General features: G+C 45.4%; 9 protein-coding genes. 5 read left to right on the forward strand and 4 right to left on the reverse strand.

The window, feature by feature from the left end:
• Positions 1-334: 334 nt before the first annotated feature.
• Positions 335-1,234 (forward strand): LysR family transcriptional regulator LldR, encoded by a 900-nt coding sequence (gene lldR, locus SPUTW3181_RS06405; RefSeq protein ID WP_011788593.1) that lies wholly within the window; start codon positions 335-337, stop codon positions 1,232-1,234.
• 261 nt (positions 1,235-1,495) lie between these two features.
• Here the strand turns inward: lldR and SPUTW3181_RS06410 are convergent, their stop codons facing one another.
• Together SPUTW3181_RS06410 and barA are read right to left on the reverse strand one after the other, a co-directional pair.
• A complete protein-coding gene (locus tag SPUTW3181_RS06410) occupies positions 1,496-2,095 on the reverse strand; it encodes a YjaG family protein (protein ID WP_011788594.1) in 600 nt (199 codons plus the stop codon).
• Positions 2,070-4,871, reverse strand: a complete 2,802-nt coding sequence (barA, locus tag SPUTW3181_RS06415) for a two-component sensor histidine kinase BarA (RefSeq protein ID WP_011788595.1) — start codon at positions 4,869-4,871, stop codon at positions 2,070-2,072. The genes SPUTW3181_RS06410 and barA overlap by 26 nt, the downstream gene beginning before the upstream one ends.
• A 100-nt stretch (positions 4,872-4,971) precedes the next feature.
• On the opposite strand from barA, the gene rlmD reads away from it, so the two are divergent.
• The gene (gene rlmD / locus SPUTW3181_RS06420; RefSeq protein WP_011788596.1) at positions 4,972-6,324 is read left to right on the forward strand and encodes a 23S rRNA (uracil(1939)-C(5))-methyltransferase RlmD; all 1,353 of its coding nucleotides are present in this window, start codon (positions 4,972-4,974) and stop codon (positions 6,322-6,324) included.
• Positions 6,325-6,476: 152 nt separating this feature from the next.
• Positions 6,477-8,684, forward strand: a complete 2,208-nt coding sequence (gene relA, locus SPUTW3181_RS06425; RefSeq protein WP_011788597.1) for a GTP diphosphokinase — start codon at positions 6,477-6,479, stop codon at positions 8,682-8,684.
• Positions 8,685-8,968: 284 nt separating this feature from the next.
• Here relA and SPUTW3181_RS06430 read toward each other — a convergent pair whose 3' ends face one another.
• Positions 8,969-13,738 (reverse strand): DUF3320 domain-containing protein, encoded by a 4,770-nt coding sequence (locus SPUTW3181_RS06430; RefSeq protein WP_011788598.1) that lies wholly within the window; start codon positions 13,736-13,738, stop codon positions 8,969-8,971.
• A gap of 661 nt (positions 13,739-14,399) precedes the next feature.
• Here SPUTW3181_RS06430 and SPUTW3181_RS06435 point away from each other — a divergent pair.
• On the forward strand, positions 14,400-15,374 hold the full coding sequence (locus SPUTW3181_RS06435) for a DUF1852 domain-containing protein (RefSeq protein WP_011788599.1): 975 nt from the start codon (positions 14,400-14,402) through the stop codon (positions 15,372-15,374).
• A 55-nt stretch (positions 15,375-15,429) separates the two neighbouring features.
• On the forward strand, positions 15,430-16,494 hold the full coding sequence (locus tag SPUTW3181_RS06440) for a methionine synthase (RefSeq protein WP_011788600.1): 1,065 nt from the start codon (positions 15,430-15,432) through the stop codon (positions 16,492-16,494).
• A 181-nt stretch (positions 16,495-16,675) separates the two neighbouring features.
• Here SPUTW3181_RS06440 and SPUTW3181_RS06445 read toward each other — a convergent pair whose 3' ends face one another.
• Positions 16,676-18,382, reverse strand: a complete 1,707-nt coding sequence (locus tag SPUTW3181_RS06445; RefSeq protein WP_011788601.1) for an amidase — start codon at positions 18,380-18,382, stop codon at positions 16,676-16,678.
• Between the last annotated feature and the right edge of the window lie 64 nt (positions 18,383-18,446).

Below are 18,446 nucleotides of genomic sequence, written 5' to 3' on the forward strand. Positions count from 1 at the left end.
ACAGACTCATAGCGTACGATTTTTATTCAAAAATATATATCGGTACTGAACATCACTCGTCGCACATAAATACCGATAATTGAATGGGTAATATTCGAGCTAGCGCAGTAAATTATCCAGCAAAATAACATACCATGGGCAGCCGATACTATTAAGCTATGGTCGTATATACCTAAACGACTTTAAAATAGGGTTTTCATAAAGCTTAAGAAGCTTCAATTTAAGCTGGATCAATGACTGAATATCGGCTTTTGAGTTGATGTACCATGGACAGTTTGAATTACAATTCGTTAACTATGTAGACCTAAGTAGCCTATAAAAATTGGGATGTGATATGAGTGATGATTTGGGCAGTGAATTACAACTTCTTTATCTTTTTGTGCACTTAGTGAATGCGGGAAGTTTTTCACAGGCGGCCAAAGAGTTGGATATGCCTATTGCGACCGTGAGTCGTAAGTTAGCCAAATTAGAAGAAAAGCTCGATAAGCAACTCTTTATGCGTAGCACTCGTAAACTGAGGTTGACTGAAGAAGGCTTAGCCTTATTTCAGCGTTATCAGAGTGTCATAGCCCAGTTTGATGAGCTTAGTGGCGTGGGAAGTGATAAACCCGAAGGGACGTTAAGAATTGCCGCGCCGATTTCTATTATCTCTATCATTTTTATCCGAGCTCTTAATGAGTTTGGTCGTTTGTATCCCGATATTCGCCTGCATATATCCCAGAGTAATGAGTTGGTTGATTTGATCGACAAAGGGATTGATGTGGCGATTGTGGGTGGCGCTCAGCCTGATTCTTCATGGGTGTCGAGTACATTAGGTGAGTTAGATTACTGTTTATTTGCTACGCCAGAATATTTAGCACAGGCACCTAAGTTGACCCACCCGAATGATTTAGAAGCGCATCAGCTTATTAAAGTCTGGCCCTTATTTAATTGGCATTTAAAGCATCCGAACGGTGAGTCCTTCTACTTTAATGGTCCAACCAAGCTCACATTGACGGATTTACACGGTGCTATTGAGTCGGCATTGGATCATGGTGGCATTTTGTACGGTCCTGAATTGTTTGTAAAACAGCAGATTAAAGAGGACCGACTCAAAGTATTATTACCTGAATGGGTGGGTGAGCAGCGACGGATTTCAATCTTGTATCATCAACGCAGCCAACAACCGCTAAAGGTGAGAGTGTTTATTGAGTTTATGCAGTCGAAGGCGCCAGAATTGTTTTCCATGGCTTGAGTTGCCTTTGATATTGAGCATTTGCATCGCTCAAGGTATTGTTTAATGAAAATTATCAGCGATTTGACTTTGTAGGTCTATGGTTTGTTTATGCCTATATAACCTTCGCGAGTCGAGCCTCGATAAGCAATCTTGCTTATCGAGGATTGCTGTTGGATTGTGGTAGTAAGCCAATGATGACTTCTTTATGCCGTGTTATTTTAACGTGGTTTAACACTTTGGAATAACACGGATTAACCTGAACAAATGGGGTCACGGGCGTTAGGCGATGCTAATACCAATATTGGATACACCTGCTTCGATGATGTCTTTGCGTAGACCTTTTACCAATTCCGCAGTGATTTTTGGATTTTCTTCAATAATTTCGAGCAGAGAATTTTGTAACTCTTTCTCTTCTTCCATCACTTCATGGGCGAAGACGAAATCATCTAGGGCATCATCGACAAGATCAACATCACTGATGGCTTCAATATAGTTCGCCACAGTACTGGATGATAACTTACTGATATTAATTATATCTTCTTCATTTTTATCTTGAATTGCACTCAATAATGTTGAAAGTGCCACAACTGCATCCATGGCCGGATAGACGCCATAGGCTTCAAAGTCGACAGGATCAGGTGTGTTATCTTCTAATCGTTGTAGATGGACATCAATATTAAATTTGAGTTTATTGTCGTATTGAGATTGCCATAATAATTCTAATACTGTGTTTAATACTGCGGGATCACCAAATTCGCAGACTTCTGAAAACAGTTGATAGTTGGGCAACATACGCTGACAAAGAGCAATGGCAAAGAGTTGTTTTTGAGGTAGTTCTAACGCTTTAAGGCGCTTAAAGAAGCCCGTTTTTTTGGTCATCTGTTATTTCCGCTGATAGCTGTGATAGCACTTGTTTTACCGCTGATTCTACCTTAGTTAACTCATCAAGTAACTCTAGTATTTCAGGTTCGAGATCTTCCACAGGGGTTTGACGTTTTAACGCGGATTCAATCTCTTGGCATAACCTTTGAGTGGTGGGGACGCCGCAATAGCAGCTTGCGCCATGCAGCTTATGGATTGTACTGAGCATAGTGGCCTGATCATTTTGGCCTAGCGCCGTTTGAATTTTCTCTACCGTTTCAGGTAGTGAGTCCAGCAGCATTTTTAACATCTCAAGGGCGAGGTTCGATTTATGATTTGCTTGAGTTAAGCAAAGATCCCAGTTCAGCGTATGCAGGTCAAAATGGGTGAATTTAGGTCTTGTGATCCAGCGATGAATAACGTCTTTTAGTGCAGCTTCATCGATAGGTTTAGGTAAATAGCCATCCATGCCACTGCCTAAAATCAGCTCACGTTCTTCGGCAATGGCATGGGCTGTCACGGCAATGATCGGCGTGTTGCGGTTCATCGAGCCTTGGCGTATTTGCTTTGTTGCACTAATGCCATCGGTCCCCGGCATTTGGATATCCATAAAAATCAAATCGAAAGTACGAGTTTTAGCCTGTTTGACCGCTTCATCCCCATTATTAACAGCAATAACAGTGGTGACTAATTCATTGAGTAAGGTATCAATCAGTTTTAAATTGGCAAAGTTATCATCTACTGCCAATACCGTTAAGGATTGCCGCGCTGCAGGTGCCGAGATTGTGATGGGAGCCTGTATGTCATATTCGAGTGGAGGATAGAGCATATTACGGGCAAGTTGATGCTCACTGACAGGCAGTGATAGCACGACATCGGCATTAGGTCGTATAAACTTGCTCAAGGCATCTTGCTCTTGGCAATCGTAGAGTACGACTAAACAGTCCGTTTTCGTTTTCGCAAGATTTAAAGTGCCAACCAATTGCGTTGCATCGGTAAAACCATGACAACTTAACAGAATATAATCGTATGCTTCTTCGGTGTTTGCGAGTGTAGTCAATAGGTTAGGGATATGCTGATGATGTGTCACTTTAGTATCCCATAGGCGCAATTGGCGGCTTAAAACAGCATGGGTGAGTACTCTTGGCTCATAAAAAAGAATGGTTTTATCTTTGAGTTTTTCTAATGGTAGCGAATCACCAATTTGGAATTGACCTAACCCCAGTGGCAGAGTGAACCAGAAATTTGAGCCTTTATCGACAGAGGAGGTAAAACCTATTTGTCCCCCCATTTGGTTAACTAAACGCTTAGTGATCACTAAGCCAAGTCCTGTACCACCGAAACGTCGCGAGATCGATGAATCGGCTTGCCCAAAGGCTTGGAATAAAAAGTCCTGTTGGCTTTCATCGATCCCGATACCAGTATCGATGACATCACAGCGCAGGATCACTTGTTCCTCCGATTGACTTTGTAATTCAAGCTTTACGAGCACGCTACCTGAGTCGGTAAATTTGATGGCATTACCGACTAAGTTATTGATGATTTGGCATACGCGCATGGCATCACCATTCACATGGTCAGGTACATTAGGGGCGATATCGACCACAAGCTCCAAGCCCTTCGCTTGAGCACTGCCTGAAATCAAGGTCATAGTGTCGCCAAGGGTTTCTCTAAGACCGAAGGGCATATTTTCTAGCACCATTTTTCCCGCTTCGAGTTTCGAAAAATCGAGAATATCATTGATGATAGCAAGTAGATTAGTGGCGCTGCGCTCAATGGTATTGATGTAGTCAACTTGACTTGAATGCAAAGGTGTTTTTACCAATTGGCGAGCAAAACCAATCACACCATTCAGTGGCGTACGTAACTCGTGGGACATATTGGCCAAGAATTCAGATTTAATCCGGCTAGCTTCTAAGGCGCGTTTTTTCGCCAAATCTAGCTCGACGTTTTGGATTTCGATTTGTTCTAAGGTTTCCCGTAAATCTGAGGTAGCTTGGTCGATATTTTGCTGCATCTCATCATGGTATTCCGACAGTGAGCACGCCATGGCATTAATACCGCGTTTAAGTAAATCCAATTCACCAATCAAATTGCCATCTAGACGCGCATCTAATTTTCCTTCACGAATTTTTGCGACAACACGTACCATCTCGGTAATAGGTTGAGTGACATTTTTTACTAACCTAAAAGTAAATAATAGGTTTAATTGAACGCCCAGTAATACCATGATAAAAGCGGCAACGGCGGCTCTATGCTGTTCGAGTAGCGCGCGTTCCTTATTGATAATAACTGAGATATAACCCAGTAATTCACCGTTATCGGTTTGGATGTCTACATTAGCGAGAGTCGCTGAAGGTGTACTCGCAAAAATGGGTGTTCGTAAAATAAGGCTGTCGCCAACATGTTCTATTTCGGTTTTATGTAAATTGGTGAGCGCTTCTTTATAGCGCATCATTTCAAAATCTTTGTGGTAATGGGATGTGACAAACAGTTGATTTTGGATATCGAAAATGGCGATCGATTTGACTAAGGTTGATTTATTGAGTTGTGCCGCGGCGAGTAACCTTTTAGTGGCTTCACGATCATTTCCTATTAATCCCACTTCACTGGCAATTGCTAATGGTTCGATAATATTACTGCCTTGTTCAATCAGCGTATCTTCGAGCTCATAAAAGCGGTTTATGGTAAAGTAGCTGCCCAGAAGAAGACCGACCAAAATTGTTGGCGCGAGCGCCAGCACAAGAACCCAAGAACGTAGGCTGTATTTGGTCATGTTGTTGACAGGGGTCATAGCAGCAGCGGTGTTTCCTGAAACAGATACGATAATAGTGTTATAAGACTGCCAGAAAAAGGCCCGTCTTTGCCAGTTTTTTATTGATTTAGAGGCCGAAATGGCACAATTTTTTAAAGCAAAACCAAATAGTTCCAAACAGTTGTCAGCTAAGTTGTCGCTAAATGTGGATCAGCTCGATCACTTAGGCGCTGGCATTGCTCAGTATCAAGGTAAAGTCGTGTTCATTCCCGGCGCTTTGCCCGATGAAACCGTGACAGTACAGCTCACCGAACAAAAGAAAAATTATGCCCGTGCCAAGTTGATTAAAGTCGATGCCCAGAGCCCTGAGCGCGTCGAGCCTGAGTGTCCACACTATCATACTTGTGGCGGCTGCGACTTACAGCATATGTCATTATCGGGTCAACGTGAGCATAAAGAAGCCGCGTTGCTGGATATTATGGCAAAATTTGCAGGTACTGAAGGCGGTGCTTTATCACCCGCATTAACCGGTGAAGGCTGGCATTATCGCCGCCGCGCCCGTCTTGCAACCTTATTTGATAAAAATACCAAGCACTTAAGTTTAGGCTTTCGCGCGGCGAGCAGCAGTAATGTGGTGCCTATTAGCCAATGCCAAGTATTAGCTAAGCCGTTATCGGACTTGATCGTGCCATTTGCTAAGTTGCTAAATCAATTGTCGGCTAAAGCCAGCTTAGGCCACCTTGAGTTGATTGCCGCCGATAATGGTCACTTCGCCGTGCTGCGGATCACTAAGGCGTTAAACGATAAGGATCTCGCTAAGCTGTCAGCCTTTGCCGAGCAGCATCAGATCTATATTTGTCTGCAGGATAACGAAGGCCAATTCCAAGGCGTCGGCGTCGAGTTAGTGTTACCTGTTTATCAACTGTTAGATGAAAATGCGCAGTCGGATGCGGTGAGTTTAAGTTTCACCCCCGGTAACTTTGTGCAGGTCAATAGCCAAATTAACAAGGCCATGGTCGCTCAAGCGATGGATTGGTTAGCGCCAGCCCCTGATGAGCGCATTTTGGATTTGTTCTGTGGTATGGGTAATTTCAGTTTGCCCTTAGCGAAAATGGGCGCGGATGTGATTGGCGTCGAAGGGGTTGCCGAGATGGTAAGCCAAGCGCGGGTGAACGCTAAAGCTAACAATCTGGATAAACTCACCTTTTATCATGGCGATTTAAGTGCAGATTTATCCCTTGAGCCTTGGATGGGAAAAATTGATAAATTACTGCTCGATCCTGCTCGTGCGGGGGCATTTGAAAGCTTGCAATGGCTAAAGAAAATGAAGCCGCGTAAAGTTCTGTATGTGTCTTGTAATCCTGCCAGCTTAGCCCGTGACAGTGCTGTACTATTAGAGCGCGGTTACCGATTACAGCGATTGGGACTTATCGACATGTTCCCACAAACACACCATATTGAAGCCATGGCACTGTTTGAATTAACCAAGTAATTTGCGCTGACAAAGTAAGCAAAGCGTTTGAATAACGTAAAAAATGTGAATATTTGGTCAGTTAGGTTTGACAAGTTCGCGCCAATGCTGAAGATAGGAGAGCCGAAGTGGTGCCCACTTTCTCTCTGAGCACGGATAAGGAAACAAATTAGATGGTCTCTGTTCGCGAAGCACACTTTAACGATCCCGATTTTAATCTAGACGATTGGGTGGCTCGTTATGTCAGTCAGGCAGATGAGGCGCAGATGCTGCTCTCCTTGATAGGGCAGGTTGATGCCTTACCTGCCAAGAGTCCTGCGTCGAAGAGAGAACTGCTCGAACGTGCCCGAGAGATGATCGAAATCCTCGCACCGCTAAACATGGACATTGAAACCCTGCAGGCGGCGATTCTTTTTGTGGTGTTCGATGCTGGGTTATTGACTGAAGAGGCTATCAAAGAAAAATTTGGTGAGCCGCTGGCGCGTTTAGTCGCGAGTGTTGTGACCATGAACGCCATCGGCGCCTTGAAAATCAACCCTAATAGTCGTTCAACTGAGCCGCAAATCGACAATATTCGCCGCATGTTGCTGGCGATGGTCGAAGATGTGCGCGCGGTGGTGATCAAACTGGCCGAACGTGTGTGTTTGCTACGGGCAGTGAAAAATGCCGATGAAGAAACTCGCGTGCTGCTGGCCCGTGAAATTGCCGATATTTACGCGCCGCTGGCTAACCGTTTAGGGATTGGTCAGTTAAAGTGGGAATTAGAGGATATTTCCTTCCGCTATCTGCATCCAGATACCTATAAAGAAATCGCTAAGCAGTTAGATGGCAAACGACTGGATCGTGAAGTTTTTATCGAAAAATTTGTTAGCCAATTACAACAACGACTCGATGAAGATCATATCCGCGCTAAGGTCTACGGCAGGCCGAAACACATCTACAGTATTTGGCGCAAGATGAAGGGTAAGCACCTCAAATTTGATGAGTTATTTGATGTGCGCGCGGTGCGTATCGTGACTGAGCGTTTGCAGGATTGTTATGGTGCATTAGGTGTGGTGCATACGCTTTGGCACCATATTCCGCGGGAATTTGACGATTATGTCGCTAACCCTAAACCTAACGGGTATCAATCGATCCATACCGTAGTGGTGGGGCCAGAGGGCAAAACCGTTGAAATTCAAATTCGTACCCAAGACATGCATGAAGATGCAGAGCTGGGTGTGGCTGCGCATTGGAAATACAAAGAAGGCAATCATTCCGGTAAGCAAAGCGGCTACGAAGAAAAAATTAACTGGCTGCGTAAAATTCTACAATGGCAGGAAGACGTGGTCGAAAGTGGCAACTTGGTTGAAGAAGTGCGCAGCCAAGTGTTTGAAGATAGAGTCTATGTGTTCACCCCAAGCGGTGAAGTCGTCGACCTGCCACAGGGATCAACCGTGCTCGACTTTGCCTATTACATTCACTCCCAAGTAGGGCATAAATGTATTGGTGCTAAGGTCGATGGCCGTATTGTGCCGTTCACCTATCAGGTTGAAACGGGTGAGCGGATCGAGATCATTACCTCGAAACAACCCAATCCCAAGCGCGACTGGCTTAACCCAAATTTAGGTTATATCCGTACGGCGCGGGCGCGTTCGAAAATCCAGCATTGGTTCAAGCAGCAGGACAGAGACAAGAATATTGTCGCCGGCAAAGAAATGCTCGAATCTGAACTGGCGCGGGTGAGCCTTAAAATTAAAGACGCCGCCATCGCGGTCGAGCGCTTTAATATGGCGAGCATGGATGACTTACTGGCGGCGATTGGCGGCGGTGATGTGCGTCTGCATCAAGTGGTTAACCATATTCAGAGCCGTTTAAGACTCGATGAAGTGTCAGAAGAAGATGCCGTCGAAGAATTAGTTAAGAAAGGCCAACATAAGCCGACCTCCAGTGGCCGTGGTCAGGTTGAAGTCAACGGTGTAGGTAACTTGCTTAACCATATTGCCCGTTGTTGTCAGCCAGTTCCCGGTGATGAGATCTTAGGTTTTATCACTAAGGGCCGTGGCATTTCTGTACATCGCGCCGATTGTGAACAAGTTAAAGAGTTGATGCGGGTTCACCCTGAGCGCGGTGTCGATGTGGTCTGGGGCGAAAATTACTCCGGCGGTTATCGGATGCGTCTGCGGGTATTAGCCCACGATCGCAGTGGCTTATTGCGTGATTTAACCTCAGTGCTGGCGGCTGAAAAATCCAATGTATTGGCCATGAGCTCCTCATCGGATACTAAAAACCAGACTGCCGCAATTGAGTTGGAACTGGAGCTTTATAATCTCGATGGTTTATCGCGAGTGTTATCTAAGTTATCTCAGGTCGATAGCGTGATCGAGGCAAGACGACTTTAGGTTTAGCAATGCCTTTCGAAGCGAATAGCCTTGAAATCACTAGCAATATAGAAGATATAGAGAAGCTATCTAGAAGCAGAGATAAAGGATTGGGGCAGCAGGGAGGCTCTTCATCATTCTGAGACATGGATGTTGTTCAAGTCTGTCCGTGGTGCTCGACCGCCCCGTCCGTGGGGCGTTCATCTCGTTAATTTCTTGATTGGCAGCCTATTCCCATTCGATGTCTTGCAATAAAAAGTGTTACGGGTGTTCCCACTTTTCTCTAATTGATGTTTTATCTTTTTTCAGGGCAACGAAGGCTTGGCTATTGATATTTTCAACCGCTCATTCTCACAAACCAGCACATTTTTATCACACTGAATCTGTGCCAACTTGCTCATTCGCTCAGCTGCCTGAGCTGTTGCCCGTTGAAAGCCCAATAGGCCCAGAGCTGCAGAAGCGGCATCCGTCACGCTAATGGCATGGGCGTCTTGCACTGTCAGTAATAAGGCGTTGGTTAGCTCGGCATCACAGACGTTTTCCAGCTTGCGGGTGGCTGTGTCGGCGCTGTTCCAGTTTCTTAATTTGACTGTGCTGCGGCCTTGTGGCCATAACACTTCGTCTTTATCTAACTTAATTAACCCTTTGGCAACGGCGCTTTCTATGGCTTGATCTACAGTGCGTTTAATTTTGGCACCAACTCTTGTCAGTCCTGCAGCGTTGGCTAAACGGGTGGCCACTAAACTGGCGAATATGGGGTATTCGGTTTCAACAATACGCTCCACCGCATGCACCAACATACTTAAAGGAATGGCGCTGAAATCATCCACATGGGGAATATTTAGCTTAGACACATCGGCTTTTTTATAGGGTGTAGTGCAGGCTTCAAACTCTGGTTGTTCTTCTTCAACCCGCATTATTGGCGCAGCAACGGCCTCCGGCATCGCAACTTTGTGTTTCACTTGTCTGGTGTTAGTGGCTTGTGCGGCCATTGCTACCATCAGTTCGTTGTGTTGGGTTATGGCTTTATCTATCAATACTTTCAAGCGATGTAACTCTGCCTCTGGATCGCGAAACCAGTCGGTGGACCAAATGCGTTCAAAGCTCCAGCCAAGACCTTCCAGCACACTTTGCCGCAATCGTTCACGGTCACGGGCCGAAGTGGCCCCATAATAACCTGCGCCGTCATATTCCAGAGCCAATACAAATTTACTGGGGTCTTCAGGATGCTTGATGGCTAAGTCGATGTAATACCCCTGACTGCCGACCCGAGTTGCTACCTGATACCCCAAACGCTGGATCGCCTGATGTAGCAGTGCACCAAAAGCAAAGTTTTGCTCCTGCTCTTTTTCATAGGCTTTGTTTAACTGGCCTGATTCAGCAAATTGCAAAAAGATTTGTAGCGAACGTACGCCAAAAGGACTATCTGCTTCTACTTTTAGTTCATCACCTCTAAAGTTGGCAAAGACTTCCATCGCCAGCCGCGCGCGTGAGATCAACACGTTTAAGCGCCGTTCACCACCTGGCTTATTCAACAAACCAAAATTCTGGCTCAGCTGGCCTGTGCTGGTTTTGCCATAACAAATACTGATCAAAATAACGTCGCGCTCGTCGCCTTGCACGTTCTCCAAGTTCTTTACAAAAAACTCGTCGCCGCCTGCATGGCGTGCAAAGAATTCGTCGGTTTCAGGCTGTAAGCGGCGCTCTTTTTCCAACTCAAGCAAAATGGCATCACGTTGCGAAAGGCTAAAAGCCACCACACCCAAGGACAAGTGAGGTTTAGTTAAAGCGTGATTCAGTACTGCGGCTACTACAGCTTTTACTTCGCCTGGATTTATGCGTGAACCGCCTTTGTCGTAATGCGTTTCAGGTAAATAATGAAACTTCAGTCCTGTTGCATCGGGGTGAAAGCCTGGGCTTGGAAAGGCCACTAACTTGTTTTTATAAAACTGGTCGTTGGACACTGCGATCAGTGAATCGTGGCGAGAACGGTAGTGCCAGCGCAGCATTTTACTTGCCGCACCACGGGCTTCCATTAATGCCAGAATACTTTCCATTTCTGCGGTGGCGCTGTTTTCCAGTTCTTCCTCTTCCAGTTCAACAGCTTTACCAAATAGGTTGCTTGGTGGCATTTGCTTACTGTCACCTACCACAATCACTTGCCGCCCGCGCAGCATTGCGCCTAAGGCATCGGGTGCTGGAATTTGACTTGCTTCGTCAAAAATCACCAGGTCAAAATCTAACGCACCTTGTTTCAGGTAGGTGGCGATGGACATAGGGCTCATCATAAAAATAGGTTTTACTTGCTGGATCACGTTACCTGCTTCAGCCAGCAATTTCCTAATAGGAATATGGCGTTTTTTCTTACCTAACTCACGCAGTACTAATTCCATTTCACCTTTAGCTGTTTTCTTTGGCAAGCGCTCGTACAGGCTGTTTACTAAAAATTCTTGAGCGAAAAACAAACTGTTACCATCAATACGTTTAAAGTCGTGTAGGCTTTGTTCATGTTTATTGCGGTCAAAGTGCCGTATTGCTTCTGAGCTGTCATAGGCATAGTTAACCAGACCAGAATAATAGCTAAGTTCGAATACCGTCATTAGCAAGTCTGGGGCTGCATGCCATGAGTAAGCATATTTAGTGAAGTCCTTGATGTTATAAGGCTCAAACGCCTTAATAATCTGGTTGTAGCGTGCAAAATCGTAAAGTAGGGCAGAGTTTTTCCAGCCTTCTAACCAGACATTTAGTTGCGTAAATTGCATTGCTGCTAAGTCATGGTTTGGATTGCTGTTGGGTATTTGTATCAACTCTTTCAGTGTTTTCAATTGTACAGATATGCCTGTGCAGAGCGCTGTCAGTGAGTTTGTATGGTCACGCAGCAGCTTTTTATCAAGGCCCGTATCAATCAGTTCAGCCAATGACTGCGACAATTCAAGGCGGTTTACCTTTGTGTAAAAGGTGTTTATCCAGCTGTTTATTTGCGTTAATTCACTGTGCTCCGAAAATTCGCCTTGCCACTGCGCGCCAAAAGCTTCAGATAACAGAGTGTGGTAGCTAGTTAACTCTTTTTTCGCGCTTTGGTAAGTTAAGGCAGTATCTAATGCAGTAAGCCAGTCAGTAGACGAAGCGGGCAGAGCGCCAAGCCAAAGCCCTGCTAGCTGTGCTTTGGCTTGGCGATAGCTGGACGACAGGAAACGCCACCATTTATCTGTTTTGCCAATCAAGCCTTGGCGGATACTCAGCAAATCTGCATCCAGCGCCTGCGTGATAAAGTGCTGTTCGCAGCTGGCTTTGAGTGATAAGAAATTAGCTAGGCAGGTCAGGCCGTTATCGATCCACTTTTTTTCTAAAGCCCATATGGGGTTATTTACTTTAACGCTTTTAAGATCCGGTAATTCGGATAGCCAGCTCGTAGTTGAAATCAGCGGCGTGACTTGTTGCAAGCTTTGTGGTTTCTCTAGCTTAAGAAAAACACTGACAGTTTGGGCTTGGACATCAAGTTGGCTAAGTAACGGGCATATTTCTGCCAAGGTAGAGGTTAAGGCCTGCTGCAACGAAGGTGAAAAGTCAGTGCGACCAGACATCGAAAATGGATGCGCTGCAGGTATGCCAATGCGTGCTAGTTGCTGTACTAATTCTGTAACCAGTTTCCTGGCATTACTGTATTCCTCAGCTGTCCATTGTTCGAAGTAGCTAAAGGGGAGGGCTGGTAAGGAGTTGTCGGGATCCTTTGTCTTCAATTGCAGCAATGAGCCTAACGCTTCAATGTAATTGATACCGCTACGCAGAATAGAGGCTCGGATGGCATGCACATAAGCATCCAGCGAGGCTTTTGATTCCGCTAAATCTGAAAACTCTTGCTCTCGGTTTGCGGTTTGTGGCCGACCTTGCTCAAGTGATTCAGCAATAGAACCAAGCACAGATTTCTTGGTACTTTTGTGACTATGTAGTTCGAGTACGGCATAGCCCATATGAGTTTCATCAAGGCGTTTTTTCACCACCTCAAGTGCTGCCATTTTTTGTGCAACAAACAGCACCTTTTTACCCAGCGCAACCGCTTCGGCAATAATGTTGGTGATAGTTTGGGATTTACCTGTACCTGGCGGCCCTTGAATGATCAGGTCCGCGCCAGACTTCATCGCCAAGATTGCTTCAATCTGGCTGGAATCGGCGTCTTTTACCAAGTGGAGTTTTTCTGGATGATTCAGATCTGCAGGATTGATCTCTGCATCGTGGGGAAAGCCATCACGAAATAAGCGGCCAATCAACGGTAACTGTGATGGTTTTTTTCCTTCCGGCCAGCCAGTAGGGTCCAAGTCCATGTACATTTGAAACTTGCCAAAAGAGAACAGTCCTAAACCAATTTTATCCTGATGCACTCGCCATGAAGGTTGCGCTGTAATCGCATCTGATACCGCCTGATAATAATCTGTGATTACCATCTCATCAGAATAAGCGGGAAGCATTAACTTAAACTCAGTCCTTAGTTTTGCAGCTAAGGTCAGGTTTGAACCCAGATCTTCACCTGTGTAGCGCAATTTAAAGCTATCTCTGGCAGATGATCGCATTAGTTGAACTGGGATTAAAATTAAAGGCGCATACCTTGAGACAGATGAGTTTGTTGGTTCATTCCACTGTAAAAAACCAAGTGCTAAATATAGAACCTCGACACCTTGCTCTTGAAGCATAGTATGGGCTTCGGTTTCTAGTTTCAGCAGTGCTTTATCAAGTTTGGCTGGTACTAATCCGGTTTGTAGGTATTTGTCGGTGAAGCGGGCCGCTCCCTTTTTCTGTTCGAGGTATAAATCAAGAGGTGGCAATTCCGATTCATCGTCGGTCTGAAAGAATGAACCTTCATCTTCGCTGTCGGCAATTTTTTGTTGATAAGCTTCTGGCAATGGTAAAAAGCTGAGTGTGTTTTCTTGCTCAACCAGCATTTCAAATATCTTGGCAGATTGTTCATCAATAATGTCGAGTGCTTTACTACCACTGCGGTAATTTAGCTGAGGGTTGGATCGAAGACCCATATCAAGTAATTCCAGACGCGCACGTTCAAGTTGCTGCTCAACAACCATAAAAATCCATCTCCGAGATATGCTGAACAGCAATAGTTTTCACTAGGTTTTTGCTGGTGGCGTTGGTTAAAAATCTACCATATCAATGGTTGTTTCTAAAAGCAATATTCCGGATTATTAGAATAATAAGAACAAGTCGGGCAGGAAGTGAGTGGCTGGATATTATTTTTAGGTTTAGCTAAAGTTGATGGTGCTATTCGCCATGAGATTACTGCTCACCTCATTCCTAATTAAGAAAAATGTGTCCCAGCATTTCTGGGTATGCCCTTTTGCCTGCAAATTGCTTAATCGGCCAGTCTCCTAGGGGCTATTAAGCTCTACGGAATTATTTAATCCACAAAGCCATGCTAATTGATCATGAATATGGCTCATGTTCTATGTGAAATAAAACCGTTTTTGTTCATGTGCCGAACCACGTATAAATGACTCCAAGCGAAATATTAGACAAGCTTGAAGTTGCACCTAAGCCATCAGGACTTAAGTCATCGGCACTTAAGTTAAAAGCAAGTCGCCCTTAAAAGACTGTGAGACAACTGAGTAAGAACCTCAGGACAGAAACTCAGACAGAACACGAATAATGTCGATCAGAGTCGGGTCTAGAAGCTAGAAGAACAGGGCATAAACTCAGGTTTGAAATCAGACAATGGGATACTGGATCACTATGAATAAGCATTTTACATTTACGATTAACAGCATTTGTCTTGATGAAAATTATCATCCCTCAGACAAGACGCGTATCACGACCAACTTTGCTAATTTGGCCAGAGGCAGTCATCGCCAAGCGAACTTACGCAACGCGTTAAAGATGATTGATAACAGTTTTAATGCCTTAGCGCATTGGGATAACCCTAAAGGCGATCGTTATTCTGTCGAACTTGAAATTATCTCCGTTAATTTGGATATTGACGGCAGCGGTCAAACCTTCCCATCGATTGAAGTATTGAAAACCAATATTGTTGATCATAAAACCAATAAACGTATTGAAGGCATTGTCGGCAATAACTTTTCATCTTACGTACGCGATTATGACTTTAGCGTATTACTGGCAGAACATAATAAGGGCCAAGCCAAATTTAGTATTCCAGATGATTTTGGTGGACTACATGGCAAGCTATTTCAGTCTTTTGTTAATTCTGATGCTTACAAACAGAATTTTAATAAGCCACCGGTTATCTGCCTCAGTGTGTCGGATAATAAAACCTACCATAGAATTGAGAATCAGCATCCCGTATTAGGGGTTGAATATCAACCAAATGAATCGTCTTTAACTGAGCAATATTTCAAAAAAATGGGCTTACAGGTGCGCTATTTTATGCCGCCAAATAGCGTGGCGCCGTTAGCTTTTTATTTCTTTGGTGATTTGCTCAATGATTACACCCATCTTGAGTTGATAAGCACCATCAGCACTATGGGAACTTTTCAAAAAATCTATCGCCCTGAGATTTATAACGCCAATGCTGTTGCAGGGAAATGCTATCAACCTAATTTGAAAAATCTGGATCATTCACTGACTCAAATTGTTTATGACCGAGCAGAACGTAGCCAATTGGCGAATGAGCAAGGCAAATTTGCAGCGGAGCACTTTATCAAACCCTATCAAACGTTTTTTGAACAATGGCCTGCTAATTACCTTTAGTCGCTCTGCGCCTAATCGTCACGCTCAATAATTAATCCAATACGGCATCATTATCATGAAAACACGACTTAATAAAACATCGCTTAACCAGGCACTGTTACCTACTTCAACTGCGGGCAGTTTGCCTAAACCTTTATGGCTTGCAGAGCCTGAAACACTTTGGTCTCCATGGAAATTGCAAGGAGAGGAATTAATTACCGGTAAACACGATGCACTGCGTTTGTCATTACAGGATCAACAGCTAGCAGGGATTGATATTGTCAGTGATGGCGAGCAAACGCGGCAACATTTTGTCACTACCTTTATTGAGCACCTTAACGGCGTTGATTTTTCAAAACGTAAAATCGTTAAAATTCGTGATCGCTATGATGCGAGCGTGCCCACGGTTGTCGGCCCAGTGAGCCGCCAAAAGTCGGTGTTTGTTGAGGATGCTAAATTTTTACGCAAGCAAACCACGCAACCGATTAAATGGGCTCTGCCTGGCCCAATGACCATGATAGATACGCTTTATGATGACCATTATAAAAGTCGCGAAAAGCTCGCTTGGGAATTTGCCAAAATTCTTAATGAGGAAGCCAAAGAATTAGAAGCGGCGGGTGTTGATATTATCCAATTTGATGAGCCTGCCTTTAATGTATTTTTTGATGAGGTAAACGATTGGGGTATTGCGTGTTTAGAAAGAGCCATTGAAGGGCTTAAATGCGAAACGGCGGTGCATATTTGTTATGGTTACGGCATTAAAGCCAATACAGATTGGAAAAAAACCTTGGGCTCAGAGTGGCGCCAATATGAAGAAGTGTTTCCTAAGCTGCAAAAGTCTAATATTGATATTATTTCGCTAGAATGCCACAACTCCCATGTGCCAATGGAGCTACTTGAACTCATTCGCGGTAAGAAAGTCATGGTCGGCGCGATTGATGTCGCCACCGACACGATTGAAACCGCAGAGGAAGTCGCTGACACCCTACGAAAAGCCCTTAAATTTGTCGATGCCGACAAGCTCTATCCTTGTACCAACTGCGGCATGACGCCTTTATCCCATCAAGTCACAAGAGGTAAACTCAACGCCTTGAGTGCAGGTGCTGAGATCGTCAGAAAAGAGCTCTTGGCATTAAGATAAGACGCGTTAAGTGTTGCTGTCTTTTTTTACAGCAGCATGTTTTATAGCAGCATAAGTCTAGCTTTGTTGAAAGGGTATCGACGTCGGCGTTAAAAAAACGGGATTGGCAAATTGATGCCAATCCCGTTTTCATTTTTAAGCTCATGCATTTAGTGCTTGGGCTTATGCATTGTCTTAGCGCTTATTCACCAAGCTTTGGTGTACGTGGCGGGATCATGCGCCTGTCACCTGTTGACTCAAATGCACCTGCAAATTTAAGCAGGTTGTTATCGTCATAGGCACGACCTGCGAAGGTCAAACCGACTGGCATGCCAATATCGGCCATCACGCCCATAGGCACAGTCACAGTTGGTACGCCTAAGTGACGAATCGCAAGGTTTCCGTTTGCTACCCAAACCCCGTTACTCCATGCGATATCGGCGGAAGCCGGATTCACATGGGCATCGGCGGGGCCAACATCGGCCACTGTCGGGAACAGCACGGCATCAAGCTTAAGCTCGTCCATCCAGTCTTCGAGATCCAGCTTACGCGTCTTCTCTAAACCACGCAGACCATCGGGAATACTGTCGATCTGGTCGAAGGATTTAAGGCCACGCTTGGCCATGTTGACATACTCTTCCATGCCTGCCGCTAAGTCTCCTTCACGGTTAGGCAAGGTGCCAAGATCATGAGGGAATATCAAATGCCCAACCACATCTTCAAGCTTGTTGAGTTTAGGGTCATTGTTAGCACGCAGGAATTCATCGAACGCCCAACCTGAGAGTTCCCATAATTCATCATGGAGGAATTGAGGCGTGACGATACCGCGGTTAAACACTGTCGGCGCACCTGGGCGGTCACCTTCACAATTGGAAACCAGCGGAAAATCGACTTCAATCACTTCGGCGCCAGCGGCTTCTATGGCTCTACGCGCCACTTCCCACAAATCGATAACCGATTGGCGGGTATGAATCCGTTGACCCGTTGGGCCGCCAATGCCCGGATTTTTGCTGGTGCCCGCCAATTCATCTTTATTGATGTACATGCGCGGCACCCCAAAACGCTTACCTTTGAGCGTATCGGCGCTAGCCGCCAGCGCCAGATAAGATTCTGGGCGAATTGTGGAGGCTTTAGGGATTTGGACCCAAGGTTGCAGACGCCAGAGATCGCCACGGGTGATAGGATCGTCGGCCACAATCACATCCAGCACTTCAAGCATATCGGCCATAGTGCGGGTATAAGGCACGACAACATCCATGGTTGGGGTTAACGGCCAGTTACCGCGCACGGAAATCACGCCGCGAGACGGTGTATAGGCGCATAAACCATTATTGGACGCAGGGCCACGGCCACTCGACCACGTTTCTTCAGCAAGACCGAAAGCCGAATAACTTGCCGCCGTGCCCGTGCCCGCACCATTAGAAGAGCCCGAAGCAAACGGTGCAGTTAGATAATCAGCATTGTATGGGCTTTCGGCGCGGCCATAGTGACCACGCTGCATACCGCCATTCGCCATGGGTGGCATATTGGTTTTGCCTAAGCAAATGGCACCCGCGGCGCGTAGGCGCTCGACGGCAAAAGCATCGTACTGGGCCACTAAATCTTTAAATGCTGGGCTGCCAGACGCCGCAGTCAGTCCCTTCACCAAATAGCTGTCCTTAGCAGTGTAAGGAATACCATCGAGCGGGCTTAAGGTTTCACCTCTAGCGCGGCGCGCATCTGAGGCTTCGGCTTCTTTCAGCGCATCGGGATTATGTACCACTAACGCATTGAGCTTAGTCTTTGTCGCAGGGCCGTCATAGGCCTCAACCCGCGCGAGAAACGATTTCACCAACTCAACAGCAGTTGTACGGCCAGATTCGAGCGCAGCACGCAGCTCGGCAATGGAAACTTCCGTGACTTCAAACATCTTACGCCCTCCCGTAGAAAGCCAATTGTGGTGTAATAACAGTGACATCAATCGTCATGCTGTT

The organism is Shewanella sp. W3-18-1, assembly GCF_000015185.1.
In the GTDB taxonomy this organism is placed as follows: domain Bacteria; phylum Pseudomonadota; class Gammaproteobacteria; order Enterobacterales; family Shewanellaceae; genus Shewanella; species Shewanella putrefaciens.